Annotated in this window: 12 protein-coding genes and 1 pseudogene; 8 read left to right on the forward strand and 5 right to left on the reverse strand. The window is 71.2% G+C overall.

The annotated features are described in order from the left end of the window. The first annotated feature begins 259 nt into the window (after positions 1-259). From ABIA38_RS41490 to ABIA38_RS41500, 3 genes are all read left to right on the forward strand, one after another. Complete coding sequence (locus tag ABIA38_RS41490) at positions 260-454, forward strand: DUF2304 domain-containing protein (protein ID WP_424644184.1); 195 nt, start codon at positions 260-262, stop codon at positions 452-454. A 113-nt stretch (positions 455-567) separates the two neighbouring features. Continuing rightward, positions 568-1,467, forward strand: coding sequence for a universal stress protein (locus ABIA38_RS41495; RefSeq protein WP_424644185.1), 900 nt, complete (start codon positions 568-570; stop codon positions 1,465-1,467). A gap of 144 nt (positions 1,468-1,611) precedes the next feature. Next, positions 1,612-2,784 (forward strand): NADH:flavin oxidoreductase, encoded by a 1,173-nt coding sequence (locus tag ABIA38_RS41500; RefSeq protein WP_424644186.1) that lies wholly within the window; start codon positions 1,612-1,614, stop codon positions 2,782-2,784. 62 nt (positions 2,785-2,846) lie between these two features. Here ABIA38_RS41500 and ABIA38_RS41505 read toward each other — a convergent pair whose 3' ends face one another. Both ABIA38_RS41505 and ABIA38_RS41510 read right to left on the reverse strand, forming a co-directional pair. Next, entirely contained in the window at positions 2,847-3,305 is a 459-nt protein-coding gene (locus ABIA38_RS41505) for a MaoC family dehydratase (protein ID WP_424644187.1), read from the reverse strand. Positions 3,306-3,390: 85 nt separating this feature from the next. Next, positions 3,391-5,730 carry a beta-propeller domain-containing protein gene (locus ABIA38_RS41510; protein ID WP_424644188.1) on the reverse strand — a complete coding sequence of 780 codons (2,340 nt, stop codon included), beginning with the start codon at positions 5,728-5,730 and terminating at the stop codon, positions 3,391-3,393. 236 nt (positions 5,731-5,966) lie between these two features. Here ABIA38_RS41510 and ABIA38_RS41515 point away from each other — a divergent pair, with 236 nt between their 5' ends. Then, positions 5,967-6,563 carry a DUF1707 and DUF4870 domain-containing protein gene (locus ABIA38_RS41515; protein WP_424644189.1) on the forward strand — a complete coding sequence of 199 codons (597 nt, stop codon included), beginning with the start codon at positions 5,967-5,969 and terminating at the stop codon, positions 6,561-6,563. Positions 6,564-6,620: 57 nt separating this feature from the next. Here the strand turns inward: ABIA38_RS41515 and ABIA38_RS41520 are convergent, their stop codons facing one another. Both ABIA38_RS41520 and ABIA38_RS41525 read right to left on the reverse strand, forming a co-directional pair. Continuing rightward, entirely contained in the window at positions 6,621-7,196 is a 576-nt protein-coding gene (locus ABIA38_RS41520; protein WP_424644190.1) for a hypothetical protein, read from the reverse strand. Positions 7,197-7,345: 149 nt separating this feature from the next. Beyond that, a complete protein-coding gene (locus ABIA38_RS41525; RefSeq protein ID WP_424644191.1) occupies positions 7,346-9,172 on the reverse strand; it encodes a glycoside hydrolase family 3 protein in 1,827 nt (608 codons plus the stop codon). Between the two features lie 326 nt (positions 9,173-9,498). On the opposite strand from ABIA38_RS41525, the gene ABIA38_RS41530 reads away from it, so the two are divergent. The 3 genes from ABIA38_RS41530 (at position 9,499) to ABIA38_RS41540 (ending at position 12,029) form a co-directional block, all read left to right on the forward strand. Further along, positions 9,499-10,119 (forward strand): TVP38/TMEM64 family protein, encoded by a 621-nt coding sequence (locus ABIA38_RS41530; RefSeq protein ID WP_424644192.1) that lies wholly within the window; start codon positions 9,499-9,501, stop codon positions 10,117-10,119. Positions 10,120-10,190: 71 nt separating this feature from the next. Next, the gene (locus tag ABIA38_RS41535) at positions 10,191-11,429 is read left to right on the forward strand and encodes a DUF418 domain-containing protein (RefSeq protein WP_424644193.1); all 1,239 of its coding nucleotides are present in this window, start codon (positions 10,191-10,193) and stop codon (positions 11,427-11,429) included. A gap of 396 nt (positions 11,430-11,825) precedes the next feature. Then, positions 11,826-12,029, forward strand: coding sequence for a cold-shock protein (locus ABIA38_RS41540; RefSeq protein ID WP_078974744.1), 204 nt, complete (start codon positions 11,826-11,828; stop codon positions 12,027-12,029). Positions 12,030-12,140: 111 nt separating this feature from the next. Here the strand turns inward: ABIA38_RS41540 and ABIA38_RS41545 are convergent, their stop codons facing one another. Further along, the gene (locus tag ABIA38_RS41545) at positions 12,141-13,814 is read right to left on the reverse strand and encodes an MFS transporter (protein ID WP_424644194.1); all 1,674 of its coding nucleotides are present in this window, start codon (positions 13,812-13,814) and stop codon (positions 12,141-12,143) included. A gap of 537 nt (positions 13,815-14,351) precedes the next feature. Here ABIA38_RS41545 and ABIA38_RS41550 point away from each other — a divergent pair. After that, positions 14,352-15,251 (forward strand): annotated as a pseudogene (locus ABIA38_RS41550) (hypothetical protein); the annotation flags it as partial.

Genomic DNA, 15,251 nt, shown 5'->3' on the forward strand with positions numbered 1-15,251 from the left:
CGTACTGCGGCCGGTCCGACGTATTCGTCGGGCCGGCCGCAGTCGTTTGTGGCCGACCGGCTCCGCGCCGGGGCGGGACACGACACGCCGGGAAACGCCGCCGCCGAGCGCGACTCGCCGAGCAGAAGTGTGACACTTTGCTACTTTGTTGACACTTTCTGTTAGTTTTTGTCCCGGTGACAAAAGCACACAAGTCCCGCCGTCCCACCGGCACTCGTCCCCTGCGCCCCCGGGCGCGCCGTCCCGAGGAGTCACCCCCATGGCCTTGTCCATCTCCACCGTCGTCCTGCTGGGCGTCATCGTGTTCATCTTCATCCGCAAGGGCGGCATGCGAATCCCGCACGCGATCGTGTGCGCGCTGCTCGGGTTCTATCTCGCCGGTACCTCGATCGCGCCGAGCATCCACAGCAGTGGCAAGAGCGTCGCGAACCTGCTGAGCAACCTGAACTTCTGATCGCGGCGGTCACCCGAACCGGCCCGGCGGCAGCCCCGCCGGGCCGGTCTTCGCGTTCGGACCCCGGACCTGGACGCGGCGAGGAAGCCGCGCGGCGGCGGTGGAGGGCAGGCATGGCGAACACGGGCGCGGTCGACACACCCCTGGTGGTCGTGGGCACGGACGGCTCGGAGCACGGCGATCGGGCGGTGGCCCGGGCCGCGGAGGCGGCGGCGCGCAGCGGCGCGGTGTTGCGCGTCGTGCACACGATCCGGGTGCCGATGGCCACCCCGGGCTTCGAGACGGTGGAGCCGAACGAGGACACCCGCCGGGCCGCCGAGGAACTGGTCCGGGACGCGGCCGCGGCGGCACTGCGGCGCTACCCGAACCTGACCGTGCAGGCCACGCTCGGCTACGGCCTGCCCGGCGACGTGCTGCTCGCGGCGGCCGAGCGCGCGGTGTTGCTGGTCACCGGATCACGCGGGCGGGGCGGGTTCGTCGGCCTGCGGCTCGGTTCGGTCTCGCGGTTCCTGGCCGCGCGGACCCCGTGCCCGCTGCTGATCGTGCGCGGCGAGCACGCCACGCCGACCGGGGCCGGCGTACCCGGGGTGCGCGGGGCGGACGTGCTGCTGGGCGTGCAGGGCGACGGGGACGGAGCGGCCGTGCGCGCCGCGTTCGAGGCGGCTCGGGGCTGGGGGCTGCCGGTACACGCCGTGCACGCGTGGAGTTGGCCCGGATACGCGGGGCTCGCCGGCCCCACCGAGGCGGACCTGCGCGCGGTCGGCGAGGTGCACGCGACCGCGTTGGCGGGCGCGTTGGCGCGCGTGCGGGCGCAGTTCCCGGACGTCGAGGTGCGCACCGAATCGGTCCTGGGCGACGCGGCCGGGGCACTGGTGGCCGCGTCCGCCGACAGCGCGTTGGCCGTGGTCGGCGTGCGGCACCGCCGGGGTCCGCTGCGGCACTGGGTCGGCCACGTCACGTCGGCGGCGATCGAACACGCGCACTGCCCGGTCCTGGTGGTCCCGCTGACCTGACCCGAACCCCCGCCCGGCTTTCGATCGGCGATTGAAAATGCGGGCGCTTCGTGGTTTGGTGCGTGCCGTGACAGCGGCCCGAGCCGTGGCGCGCGCTGCCGGCCGGTGCGCGGCCGGTCCGCCCCGCACACAACGAGGTGCCCCGTGATACCCGACGTGCTCGCTCCCGCCAAGCTCGGCCCGCTCACCCTGCGCAACCGGATCATCAAGGCCGCGACCTTCGAGGGCGCCACACCGGACGCGCTGGTCACCGACGACCTGATCGAGTACCACCGCCGGCCCGCCGCCGGCGGGATCGGGATGACCACGGTGGCGTACTGCGCGGTCGCCCCCGAGGGACGCACCGACCGACACCAGATCTGGATGCGCCCCGAGGCGGTGCCTGGGTTGCGCCGACTCACCGACGCGGTGCACGCCGAGGGGGCGGCGGTCTCCGCACAACTGGGCCACGCCGGCCCGGTGGCCAACGCCAGATCCAACGGCCGACCGGCGCTGTCGGCGGGCCGGATGTTCAACCCGCTGAGCATGCGCGTCACACGTGCCGCCACCGAGGACGACATCGCCCGGATCACCCGGGCACACGCCGACGCCGCGCTGCTCGCGATCGAGTCCGGGTTCGACGCGGTGGAGATCCACCTGGGCCACAACTACTTCGCCAGCGCCTTTCTCAGCCCCGGGCTCAACCACCGCAAGGACGCCTACGGCGGTCCGCTCGCCAACCGGGCCAAGGTGGCGCGCGGGGTGTGTCGGGCGGTGCGCGACGCGGTGGGGGACCGGATCGCGGTGCTGGCCAAGCTCAACATGGAGGACGGCGTCCCGGGCGGGATCCGGTTGGCCGAAAGCCTGCAAACCGCACGCTGGTTGGCACAGGACGGCTCGCTGGACGCGTTGGAGCTGACCGCGGGCAGCTCGCTGCTGAACCCGATGTACCTCTTCCGAGGCGACGCGCCGGTCCCGGAGTTCGCCGCCACCTTCGCGCAGCCGCAGCGGCTGGGGGTCAAGCTGATCGGCCACCGGATCCTGCGCTCGTACCCCTACGAGGAGGCGTATCTGCTGGCCTCCGCCCGGCAGTTCCGGGCCGAGCTGAAGCTGCCGCTGATCCTGCTCGGCGGGATCACCAACCGGGACACGATGGACCTGGCGATGACCGAGGGCTTCGATTTCGTCGCGATGGGCCGCGCGTTGTTGCACGAGCCGGACCTGATCAACCGGATCGCGGCCGATCGGAACATCGCGTCGTCCTGTACGCATTGCAACAAATGTATGCCGACCATCTACAGCCGGACCCGCTGCGTGTTGATCGAGCCGGAGGCGTAGGCCGTCGCGACCGCCGGGCGGGCCCGGGCCGGCCCGTCCGGCGGTTGCGTACGGCAGGTCGATCAGGCCAGATACCGGGTGATCGAGTCGATGACGCACGCCGGCTTGGCCGCGCCGTCGATCTCCACGGTGATCCGGATGATCACCTGGATGCCGCCCGCGATGTCCGTCACCGCCGCGATCTCGGCCCCGCCGCGCACCCGCGAGCCGACCGGGACCGGGGCGGGGAAGCGCACCTTGTCCACGCCGTAGTTGACGCCCATCGAGATGTTGCGCACCTCGACGAGCTGCGGCAGGAAGAGGTTGGACAGCGCCAGGGTCAGATAGCCGTGCGCGATCGGCGCGCCGAACGGCCCCTCCGTCGCCTTGGCCACGTCCACGTGGATCCACTGGTGGTCGCCGGTCGCGTCGGCGAACAGGTTGATCCGCTCCTGGGTGATCTCCAGCCACTCGCTGTACCCGAGGTGCTTGCCCACCGAGTCCTTGATCTGCTGGAGGTCGGTGAAGACGGTGGCCGCCATGTGCGCTCCCGGTCGTTTCTGATGGTCTGTCAGATCGGCCCTTCCGGTATAGCAGACCGGCTCGATCGGCTCGGGCGCGGGACGCTCACGCGGTCGGGATCCAGGCCACCTGCCGCACGTCGGCGAGCCGGTCCACGGAGATCCCGGCGGTGGAGACCGTCCACAGGTCGGTGCCGATCACCAGGGAACGCTGGATCCGCGCGTCCGGGTGGGTGACCCGGCCCACCTCGACGATCCTGGTGCCGTCGATCCGCAACACCAGGGCGTAGGGGCGCTCGCCGTACGGGGACTTCTCGCCCGGCGCGATCTGCGCCCGATCGCCCGGCAGTTGCGGCGGGACGAGGTAGGAGCCGGACACCGGCACCACCACGGTGCCGTCCTTGGGCCAGTACAGGAACGCGTGCGCGTCCTGCTCGGCCTGCGAATCGGCTCCCGGCACCACATATTGCGCGACCCGGTTCGGAGCGGCGAGGTTGTTCACGTCGAACAGGGACACCTGGGTGCCCAGCCGGCGTCCGCCGTCGGTGGCGTCCTGGCCGACGCCGATCAGCCGACCGTCGGCGATCGGGTGCAGGTAGGCCGAATAGCCGTTGAGCTTCAGCTCGCCGATCGTCTTCGGGTCGCGCGGATCGCGGAGATCGACCGTGTACAGCGGGTCGGTCTGCCGGAAGGTCACCACGTAGGCGATCGGACCGGCGAAGCGTACGCCCATGATTCGCTCGGTCCGGCCCAGTCCGCCCACTCGGCCGATCGTGGTCAGCCGGTCGCCGTCGCGGGCCAGCACGGTGATCGCCGACTCGCTGCTGGAGCGCGGCGCGATCGGCGGCGACATGTTCGGCGGCGTGCTCGGCTGACCGTCCGTCCCGGCGCTCGGCGCGATGCCGGGACGCGAGTTGCTCGCGGGGGCGGCCGGGGCGCCGGGGACCGCGGCGCTCGGCGCGGTCGTGCTCGGTGCGGCGCTGCTCGGGGCGCCGGCGCTGTCGGTGGCGCCGCTTTGCGCGTTGCCGCCCGGCAGGGTGCCGCTTTGGGTGGTGTCGCCCGGTGCGGAGGTGCTCCCGGTGGTGCCGCCGGTGGGCAGTCCGCTCGGCAGCGACCTGGGGACGGTCGGGTCGCCGGCGCTCAGCGTGGTGGCCACCCGCAGGTTGCCCGCGTGCTCCGACATCGCGTACCGGTTGATCATCGAGCCGGAGACCACGCCGGTGGCGACCAGCTTCGGGGTGCCCTTGTTCCCGGAGAGATCCCGGCCGGAGATGTCGAGTTGGTTGATCACGGTGCTCGTGATCGGCGACCCGCCGCCGATCACCTTCGCGTCGCTCGACACGTTTCGCTGCCTGGTCGTGGTGGCCAGGTAGAGATTGGCGTCCGTGGCGTACACGTTGTCCACGTCGGCGGCCACCGTCACCGGATCGCCCTTGTCCAGGTCGCGGGTCAGGTCGAAGGACAACACGCTCAGCGTCGCGGCGCCGGTGTGTCCGCTGTCGCCGGGCCGATCGACCGGTCGGCTGACCCGATCGCAGCCGACCAGATTGCCCGAGTCGGTCCGGCCGTTGGCGGCCAGCGTGAACTGCGGCAACCAGTCGGAGGTGGTGGATCGGCGGATCAGTTCCTTGGCCCGGTCCGGCGAGTTGTCCATCGACATGGTCAGGCGCGGGCGCGAGCGCACCACGATCCGCGCGATGTTGCCGATCTGCCGCCCGTCGGTGTAATTGCCGTCCACCGACAGATCACCGATCACCCGGGGCGCGCCGGTCAGGTCGACGAGCACGAAGCGGGCCCGGGTGTCCGGCGCGATCGACGCGGTGCCGCTGCTCGGGAGCGGCACCGCCTTGCCCGAACCGCCGGAGCTCTGCGGCAGGTTCGGGCTGCTGTTCAGGATCAGCAGGGCCCGGTCGCCGGACAGCAGCAGGTTGCTCGCGCGCGCCCCCGGCACCTCCAGCGTGCCGCTGATTCGGTGGGTCGCCACGTCGACCACGGTCAACCGGCCGGTTGCCACGGTCAACACCCGGCGGCCGTCGGTCTTGACCACGTCGGGCTCGTCGACGCCCTGCTCCTGGTTGTTGGTGGTCGAGTGCTCCTGGGCGCCGGGCGCGGCGGGTGCCGCCGCGTCCGCCGCCAAGCCCTGGGCCGCCTTGGGCGCGCCGGCCGGCGCCCCCTGGTCCGGGATCGCGCCGTCGGGCAACCGCGCGGACCCGGTCTGCCCGTCCATCCGCCGCGTCGCCGCGGTGCGGAAGTCGTCGACGAGCGCGCCGCACGAGTCGAACGCGGTCAGCCGTACCGACTCGGCGGACGGCGTGCTCGGCCGGGTCGGCTCCGGCTTGGCGTCGTGGTCGGAGGAGGATGTGCATCCGCCGACGACGAGTCCCGCCGTCAGCACGAATATCGGCAGGGCCGCGGCCCCGCGCGTGGAGCGGTCGTGGATTCGCATGGCGCTGTGACGCAGCCGACATCGGATCGGTTCCCGACCCTCGCGGCGTTCGCCCGAGCGGCAACCCGGGTCATCCCTGCGGCGGTTGCCTCGGGGTCGGCCCAAGGGTTATCCCTGATGGACCACGCTTCGTCGACGGCGCATGCTGTACGGAGCCGTGTGCACAGCGAGAGGAGCCGCGCATGCACCCGAATTCCGGTCCTCATCCACCTCATTGGTACGGCATGCCCGCGCACATGCGGGTAAGTGACGCGGATCGTGAGCGCACGATCGAACACCTGAAGTACGCCTACGGCGAAGGCCGGCTGACCGTCGACGAGTTCGAGGAACGGGTGGCGGCGGCGCTGGCCGGGAAGACCCGGTCGGATCTGGAGACCCTGCTCGAGGATCTGCTGATGCCGATGGCGGGGCCCCCACCGCCGGTGCCGATGGCGCGGCCCAGGCCCGGACCGCCGCCGCTGCCGTGGATGCTCGATCGGCCACCCGCGCGGCCGTTCGAGGCGCTGCGGCCGGGACGCGAGCGCGGGTGGAGCGCGGTCGCCCACTGGAGCGGGTTCTGTGCGCCCGTGGTCGGTCCGTATCTGATCCGGCGCACCGTGGGCAGCCGTTCGAAGTTCGTCCGGGCCAACGCGAGTTCGGCGCTCAACTTCCAGTTGACGTGCCTGTTCTCGTTCGTACTGACCCCGATCCTGGCGCTGTTCGGCAACATTGCGGGCGGCCTGCTGATCTCCGCGATGTTCACGGCGATTGCGGTGTTCGCCATCCTCGGCGGGGCGCGCGCGGCCGGTGGCGATGTGATGCGCTATCCGATCAGCATGCGGGTGGTGAAGTGAGCCGGATCCGCAAGCCGCGGGACCGGTGTCGCGGTGCGCGGATCGGTCGGCGACGGCTCAGGCTCCCGCGGGGTTCGCCCGGCGGGTGGGTCGGCTGCTGCGGCTGAGTCGGCTCGGCCGGGTCCACAGCAGGAGTTCGCCCCCGGGCGGGGAGACCACGCCGCCCCGGGTGGGGTCGCCCGCGAACCACACGTCGCCGCCGTCGCACTTGTGCAGGTGCCACCAGCGATGCGACATGGACACCACGATCAGCGCGTACTGCGTGCCGTCGCCGGCCCGGTCGCCGATCACCAGCGGCGGTCCCCACGCGCCGTCGCCGTCGGCCGGGTCGCGGAAGCGGCAGGAGCAGGTCACCCACGGATGGCGGGACAACGTGCGCCGCATCCGCCGGGCCAGGACGAGCCCGCCGATTCCGATCACCAGGGCGACCACGCCGACCACGAGCGGGACCATGCCCCAGCCGCTCCAGCCCTCGTCGCCGCCGTCCCCGGACGTGGACAGGATCACCGACCACGCTCCCGTGCAGGCCAGGCCGACCACGGTCGACGCGACGGCACGCAGCCGGTACACCCGCAGCGCCCGGGCCGTCGCGTGCAGAGACAGGGCTACGCCCTCCCGCCGCTCGCTACCCATGGCAGCACCCTAAGCAGGCGAGGGCGGCAATGGTGAACCGGTGCGTGTCCGCCGCGCCCGAGACCCACCCGGCGGGCCGTGCCGGGTGGGTCTCGTGGTGCTTCGGGCGAGTCGTCGCGTTCCGGATCACCCGGTACTTTTCGGCCGACTCAGGAGCGGTCGGCTCGGTAGCGCAGGCCGTGTCCGAACGGGAAGACCGGGTCCTTGCCGTCGCGCGGTACGTCCGAGCGCTGGGCGCGTACGTCGGCCATCGACCGGGGCAGCTCGAAGGGCAGGTCGCCCTCGGGCCGGACCCGACCGAACAGGGTGTCCAGGAGCGGCGCGTCGGCGCAGCCGTAGTTCGCCACCAGCGCGCCCGCCGCCTCGGCGATCTCCGGGAGCACCGCCGGGCGTTCGAGGTGGATGTCCACGACGGTGGGCACCGTCGCGCACAGGTCCAGGATCGGGGTCAGCTCGGCCTCGGCGAACTCCAGCGAACCCGCGTGGAAGAACTGCTCGAAGCCCCCTTCGCGCGGCTCGAACGGCGTCTTGATCCGGACGATCGCCACGTCCGCCTCCTCCGGCGTGGCCACCACCGTGCCGTACCGGGCGGCCACCTCGGCGTCGACGCCGCGGATATACACGCGCGTGCCCTCGGCCAGCGGCAGCAGCGAATCGTGCTGCGGCAGCGGCGATTCGTTCTTCAGCACGGTGATCGACCTGCTCTGCGCGAGCCGCCCGGCCGCGATGCCCGCGTCGGTGCCGACCCGTGCGGCGGTGGCCGCCGGGTCCACGAACGGGTCGTCGAACAGGCCGAGTACGAACTTCTCCCGCAGCAGCCGCCGGACCGATACGTCCAGCCGCTCCTCGCGCAGCCGGCCCGCCTCGACCAGCGCGACGATCTGCTCGGGGATGTCCTCGCCGCCGAACTGGTCGCAACCGGCCTCGAGCACCCGCAACACCCGGTCCGGTACGGACAGGTCCTCGACGCCCCAGGCCCGCGCGGGCATCGGCTGGCCCATGATGTTCGTATCGGAGATCAGGCCCCAGTCGGTGCACACGATGCCGTCGAAGCCCAACTCGTCGCGGAGCAGGCCGGTGATGACGCCCTTGTTGAACCCGAACGCGACCTCCTCGTGCTCCGTGTCGATCGGCATCCCGTAGTACGGCATCATCTGCGACGTGCCGGCCGCGAGCGCCTGCTTGAACGGCGCCAGGTGGTAGTCGAAGTTGTCGCCCGGGTAGACCTGTTCGCGCCCGTAGGCGAAGTGCGGGTCCTCGCCGTCGAGCTGCGGGCCGCCGCCGGGGAAGTGCTTGGTCATGCACGCCACCGACTCGGTGTTCAACGTCTCGCCCTGGGCGCCGCGGATATAGGCGGCGACCAACGTGCCGGTCAGCTCGGCGTCCTCGCCGAACGTGCCGTTGATCCGCGCCCAGCGCGGCTCGGTGGCCAGGTCGATCTGCGGGTGCAGGGCGAGCCGGATGCCGACCGCGAGGTATTCGCGGCGCATCAGGTCGGCGAACTCGCGGACCAGCTCGGGGTCGCCGATCGCGGCCAGGCCGAGCGTCTCGGGGTACTGCGAGAAACCCTCGGCGTACGCGGCGGTGCCCGGGTTGTCGGTGAAGTGGTGCCGGGGGTCGGTGGAGAGGGTGACCGGGATGCCCAGGCGGGTCTCCAGGGCCAGTTCCTGGATCCGGTTGTGCCACTGCGCGATGTGCTCGGGCCTGCCGCCGCCGAGCAGGTTGAAGTGGTTCATCCCCTTGTCGGCGATCAGCTGCCGGACGCTGAAGCCGAACGGCGTCGAGCCGGTGCCGTCGTCGTCGAACAGGGTGCCCTCGGCGCCCATGACCGCGATGGTCTGGAACATCAGACCGGCCTTCTCGGCGACCGTCATCCGGCCGAGCAGGTCCGCCACCCGCTCCTCGATCGGCAGCGCCGCGTCCTCGTAGGGACAGGTCGCGGCACGGAAGCGCGTGCGTGCGGTGGTCTCGGTCATGGATCCTCCATAAAAACCTAGTGGTCAGTAGGTTTTCTAACACGGATGCCCGGCCCGCTCCAGTGCGAGACCCGCGCCGGCGCGGCGGATCGATGCGCGGACCGTGCCCCGTTCATTCCTTTCATGATCATTTCGACCCGTCCCGGTGTTCACGCGGACGACGCGGGCGCTCCGTACAATGGGCCGAATGCGCGCCATGGGGCCTGGGCGCGCCCGGGGCGACCGGCGCGGCCGACGCCGCGCACGAGATCGTGCGATCGATCGGCATCCGGCGCATTCGGCGCCGTCACACCAGGGGTACGAGGGGCGGACGCAGGTTGGACACCGTGCGGAGCTTGCTCGACGCGTTGCGCGACTTCCTCGACCACGGCGCGTGGACACACTGGCCGCTGCCGGTCTCGGTGACGATCTTCACCGTCGTCTGCGCGCTCGGCGTCGTCGCGCTGATACCCAAGTCGTTGTTCGCACCGGTCGCCGGCGCGCTGTTCGGCGCGCTCGGCGGCACCGTGGTCACCCTGATCGGGGCCACCGCGGGCGCCCTGATCAGCCTCTACCTGGGCCGCCGGCTGGGCCGGGAACGGATCAGCGGGTGGCTGCACAAGCGAGAGGCGCTGGCCGTACTCGACCGCCGACTCTCCCGCCACGGCCTGGTGCCGATCACGATCCTGCGGATGATCCCGGTGATCCCCTCCTCGGTGGTCAGCTACGGCGCGGCGGCGACCGCGATCCGCACCGGCCACTTCGTGATCGGGACGGCGCTCGGCATGTTGCCGATGACGCTGGTCCAGTGCGCGGCGGGGGCCTCGGTCCGACACGGCCTGTCCACGCCGGTCGTGGTCAGCGTCTTCGTCGGCTGCGTCTCGCTGGCGCTGGGCATGGTCGTGGTCCGGCGCCGCGGCGCCGAATCCGCCGCGGTCGGCGCGCAGTCCCCGGACGCGGCCGAATAGCCCACCCGACGACGCGCGCACCCGCGCCGCGAGGACCGACCGGGGTCGGAATCGCCGCCTATGGTGGGCGCATGTGGGCCGAAGTGGGGGTGCGAGAGAAGGGGCGGCGGCGGGCGCGAATCGTCGGTGTGGACGCCGCTCGTGCGCTCGCGATCCTGGGGATGTTCGCCTCCCACGTCGGTCCGAACCCCTACGGCGGCGGCCTGGACACGCTGGTCCAGGGGGTCACCGGCCGAGCCGCCGCGCTGTTCGCGTTCCTGGCCGGACTGTCCCTGGTACTGATGTCCGGCCGGGCCCCGCTGCGCGGATGGCACCGGGACACCGCCGCCGTGGTCACCCGGGTGCTGGTCCGCGCCGCGCTGCTGATCCCGCTCGGCATGTGGCTGGCCGACCTGGACACCGGCGTGCTCGTCATCCTCGCCTTCTACGGCCTCTACTTCCTGCTCGCGTGGCCCGCCCTGTGGCTGGACGCGCGTACCCTCGCGCTGCTCGCCGCCGGTCTCGCGCTGCTCGGTCCGATCGCCTCGTTCCTGCTGCGCCGCGCCGGCGACACCGGCGAGATCGCCTATGCGGCCCCCGGCTTCGACGACTGGCACGGTCCGGGCGAACTGTTCCGGACGTTGTTCCTGACCGGCAGCTACCCGGCGCTCACCTGGCTCCCGTTCGTCCTTGCCGGGATGGCGGTGGGCCGGTTGCGGGTGGCCGACCTGCGGGTCCAGCGCGCCCTCGTCGGGATCGGCGGCGGCCTCGCGGTGCTCGGCTACGGCGGCTCCTGGCTCGTCGTCGAGCTGTTCACCGGCGAGCGACTCGCCCGCGTGGCGGCGCCGGACACCGTGCCCGAGCTGATCCACGGGCGCGTCGGCTCGGTCCCGGTGACCGACCCGGCCTGGCTCACCGTCGCCGAGGGACACACCGGCACACCGTTCGAGATCGTCGGCGCGACCGGCGTCGCGCTCGCCCTGCTCGGCCTGGCCCTACTGGCCTGCCGGGCCCGGATCGGCCGGATCCTGCTCGACCCGCTGATCGCGGTCGGCGCGATGGCGCTCACCGTGTACACCGGCCACCTGATCGCGATCGACCAGTGGTTCCCGCTCGACCGGGGGCAGACCTGGAGTCGACTGTTCGGCTTCGCCGCCGCCGCCCTGGTGCTGTGCGGGCTCTGGCGACACACGCTGCGCCGAGGCCCGATGGAGGCCGCCCTGCATCTGCTCTCCGCCGCCCCGGCCCGCTGGGTGCGCGGACCGAGCCGCCCGGTCCCGGTGCCGGCCGCGCCGGTGCCGGACCGGGTGGCGGACCGGTCGGAGCAGTAGCCGGCCGCGCGCGAGGTCGGCCGGCCGGTCCGGGTTGCCCGATGTCCAGGTTTGTGGTTTGACGCCCGGCACGGATGGGTAAAGCGCGCAGATCCGCTCGATCGCTGGGTTCTGTCGGCGGACCGGTCACAGACCGGTCGACAGGTGCGCAGAGTGCGGTGTGAAGCGGTCGGACACGGACGTTTTGCGGCAGGACTCGATCTTGGCCTCGTCCTGTGTTAGTCTGAAGCCTGTTGCAGTTGTGGTTCGCATCATCTTCTGAGTGCGCCTGTAGAGCTGTTCACTACGGGCGCATTTTGCATTTCGGTAGCTTCCGAAATGAGGGCGAAAAACGCGGCGACGCCCGGATTCACGAAGTGTGGATTCGTTCATCGGCCCACATGTAGGGAGAAAATTATGGCTACCGGAACCGTGAAGTGGTTCAACTCGGAAAAGGGCTTCGGCTTCATCGCGCAGGACGGTGGCGGCGACGACGTCTTCGCTCACTTCTCCGCGATTCAGGGCAACGGCTACCGTGAGCTCATCGAGGGCGAAGCCGTCGAATTCGACGTCGTGCAGGGCCAGAAGGGCCTCCAGGCGGAGAACATCAACCGCCTCTGATCCGCACCGATCAGCACGACCGAGGGCCGGTGCCGCACTTCGTGTGCGGCGCCGGCCCTCGGCGTTTTCCGCCTTCCGGCGTGTTCTCTCCGCCGATGTGGGCGTCCCGGCTCAGGCCGGTTGCGCGACATCCGGAGCGCCGTCGGCGCCGAGCGCGGCCAACTCCGCCTCGACCCGCCGCGCGTGTGCCTCCTCGTCCTCCCGGGCCCGGCGCGGACTCCAGCGCCCGGCCATCACGAACACGCACGGGATGAACAGCGCCTGGCACGCCAGGGTCAGCCACCACCAGCGCGTCCACTCGTCGCTCGCCCGATCCTTGGCCTGCTGTACCTCCCGACCGTGGTCGATCAGCACGGCCAGCGACTTCTGCTTCTGCTCGACCAGGTTCAGCTTGGCGAGGTCGCCCCCGGCCAGTTGCAGCGCCTTGAGCTGCAGGTCGAGCGGGATCGCCGCACGGTTCGGGAACTTGGACAGCTGTACGAACAGCGCCGGATCCTTCTGCACCAACTCGAGCGCGGGACCCGCGTCCGCCTGCGCCGCGACCACCTCTTGGCCATGGTTCACCAGCGGCGTCGCCGACGTGACGATCACGGGGGTGAATACGGCGGACACCGATACCACGATCCGGATGATCCAGCCCCACACCGCCAACCCCGTCGCGGTCGCCGCCGGATTGTGCTTCTCGACGGTCTCCGTGTACCCGGCCATCCACGGCGCGTAGGTCAGCCCGCTGCACACCCCGATGCCGACCAGCAGCCAGGCGAACGTGTAGTAGCCCGTGTCCGGCTTGTCCGTGGTCAGCGCGAACAGATACGTGAACACCACCGTGCCCACGCCGCCCACGATCATGAACGGCTTGCGTACCCGGGTCAGGTCGGACGCGATGCCGACCACGACGAGGGCGATCGCGTTGGCCCCCCAGTACCAGTTGGCGAGCGCGTTGGTGCGCTGCTCGGAGTACCCGTAGACGGTCGAGTAGTAGACGACCAGGTTGCCCACGACGGTGTAGTAGAACATCAGGTGCAGACTGATCCCGAGCGCCGGCGCCAGGATGTCCGGCCGCATCAGCTGCCGCCAGTGGCTCTGCTGCGTGGCCGCCACGTCCAGCCCGCGCGCCTTCGCCTCGATCAGCGCCTTGTCCCGTAGCGAGACCATGAGTTGGTCGCGCAGCGCCGGGGACAACTCGCGCAGCCCGAACAGCGCGATCACGAAGACGAGCAGACCGACGATGCCGGCGTAGCGGAACTCGTCCTGCCAACTGCTCGTGTCAAGGGTGTGGCTGCTGACCGTGGTGACCACCAGGCTGCCGACGATCGGCCCCAGCGTCCAGAAGCCCATCGCCCCGGCCCGGCCGACCTGCGGGGAGAAGTCACGGATCAACGCCGGTGTGGCGACCAGGGCCATGCCCTCGACGATGTTCACCAGGGCCATGAAGAACATGAACCAGCCCTTGCTCGGCGCGTTGGGCAGCGCGAACAGGACCAGGACACCGGTGATCAGCAGGCCGTACACGACCAGATTGGCCCGCCCCCAGCGGTCGGCGAGGCCGGCCAGGAGCGAGGCGAACGCGCCTACCGCGTTGCCGACGACCGAGATCATCGTCGCGTACATGAAGGTCATGCCGTATTCGTGCATCAGCAGCGTGGAGACCGCGTACTGGATGTAGAGCTCGTAGTACAGGATCACCGAGCCGACGACCACGATGGACAGGTAGAAGATCCGCGGCCCGTTGGCCGGGTAGCGGTGCAACTGCCGGTACCACAGGCCGCGCAGGATCGCGGGCATCCGGTCGGGAGGTGCCGGAGGCGCCGAGGGCGACGGGGCAACCGGGTGAGCCGAGGGATCGGGGGGCGGCGGTTCGGGATCGTTTCCGGCCGGCGGGTCCGATGGGGACGTGCTCGATGACATGCGGCCTCCTCGATGAGCGTGGGTCTATCGAGGTACTGAGGTGCGGGGAACACGGCCGAGCGAACACGTCGGGCCAGGGGGAAGGGACGACCCCCTGGGCCAACGCGTGGAGTGACCTTAGTACCGGCCGGTAGTGCACTACCAGAGCGAACGCGAAGAAATGGAACGAGTTGCCATTCCGGGCATGGGCAACGGCCGTACCTGGGCGGACGCATGACGGGTGACCCGAAGGCCGGATTTGCACGGATCGGCGCCGACATCCGAACAAATCCGGATGATTTTGCCGAAGCCGGGAGATCGATCGGATCGATCCGATCGATCGGGAGGTACTCGCGCATGCGGTTCCGGCCTCACAGTGCGCTACCGAGCTCTACCGTGGACCCACCGTCGTCGCCCGAGCGCAAGGGGTATCGCATGGAATCGATCTCGGTGGACCTGCTGAGCGGGCTTGCCGCCGGGGCCGGCGGCGACGCCGGTCGACTGGCTTGGAAGCGCCTAGTCGAACTGGTGCGGATGCCGCTGCCGCTGCCGCAAGCGCCTTCGCCTGCGGGCGAGGGCGAGGGCGGGGACGCGGGGGCGGAGGTGGGGGCGGAGGTGGGGGCGGGGGCTGGGGCGGACGGGCTGGCGGTGCCGCATCGGTCGGCTGCGGTGCCTACCGGCGAGCTGGAGGTGACTCTGCTGGGTCACGAGGCACCGGGTGGGTTACGGGCGTGGACCCGGGCGGATGCGCTCGCCGGCGCGTTGTCGTTACGGGCCGAGCGGGATCCGGACTTCGCCCGGTCGTTGGGGCGTTGGTACGCGGAGGCGAGGGGGATCGGGGCCGGCGGCGGGGAGGACGCGGTCGGTGAGGGTGAGGGTGAGGGTGAGGGTGAGGGTGAGGGTGAGGGTGGGGGTGAGGGTGAGGGTGAGGGTGGGGGTGAGGGTGGGGGCCCGGACGCGGATGGGAGCGGGAGCGGGTGCTGTGGGGCGGGTGGGTATGACGTGATCGTGTTGGGGGAGGAGCCGGGCGGGCCGTTTCGGCTCGGCGCCGGGGAGGGTGAACTGCCGGGGCTTTCTTGGTCGTTGGGTGGGGAGTCGAGCGAGGAGCCGGGGAGGGGGTCGGGCGGCGAGCTGAGCGGGGACTTGGGTTGGGACTCGGATGGGGAGTCGGGTCGGGAGCCGGGTGGGGAGTCGGGTCGGGACTCGGGTGGGGAGTCGGGTCGGGACTCGGGTGGGGAGTCGGGTCGGGAGCCGGGTGGGGAGTCGGGTCGGGACTCGGATGGGGAGCCGGGTCGGGACTCGGATGGGGAGCCGGGTCGGGAGCCGGGTGGGGAG

Origin of the sequence: Embleya sp. AB8 (assembly GCF_049739465.1) — a bacterium.
In the GTDB taxonomy this organism is placed as follows: Bacteria; Actinomycetota; Actinomycetes; order Streptomycetales; family Streptomycetaceae; genus Embleya.

Bases quoted from the DNA above. Each gene is read 5' to 3' on its own strand.
- ABIA38_RS41545 (WP_424644194.1), bottom strand. From the start codon at position 13,814: ATGCCCGCGATCCTGCGCGGCCTGTGGTACCGGCAGTTGCACCGCTAC.
- ABIA38_RS41495 (WP_424644185.1), top strand. From the start codon at position 568: ATGGCGAACACGGGCGCGGTCGACACACCCCTGGTGGTCGTGGGCACG.
- ABIA38_RS41535 (WP_424644193.1), top strand. From the start codon at position 10,191: ATGTGGGCCGAAGTGGGGGTGCGAGAGAAGGGGCGGCGGCGGGCGCGA.
- ABIA38_RS41525 (WP_424644191.1), bottom strand. From the start codon at position 9,172: ATGACCGAGACCACCGCACGCACGCGCTTCCGTGCCGCGACCTGTCCC.
- ABIA38_RS41505 (WP_424644187.1), bottom strand. From the start codon at position 3,305: ATGGCGGCCACCGTCTTCACCGACCTCCAGCAGATCAAGGACTCGGTG.
- ABIA38_RS41520 (WP_424644190.1), bottom strand. From the start codon at position 7,196: ATGGGTAGCGAGCGGCGGGAGGGCGTAGCCCTGTCTCTGCACGCGACG.
- ABIA38_RS41490 (WP_424644184.1), top strand. From the start codon at position 260: ATGGCCTTGTCCATCTCCACCGTCGTCCTGCTGGGCGTCATCGTGTTC.
- ABIA38_RS41510 (WP_424644188.1), bottom strand. From the start codon at position 5,730: ATGCGAATCCACGACCGCTCCACGCGCGGGGCCGCGGCCCTGCCGATA.
- ABIA38_RS41540 (WP_078974744.1), top strand. From the start codon at position 11,826: ATGGCTACCGGAACCGTGAAGTGGTTCAACTCGGAAAAGGGCTTCGGC.
- ABIA38_RS41515 (WP_424644189.1), top strand. From the start codon at position 5,967: ATGCGGGTAAGTGACGCGGATCGTGAGCGCACGATCGAACACCTGAAG.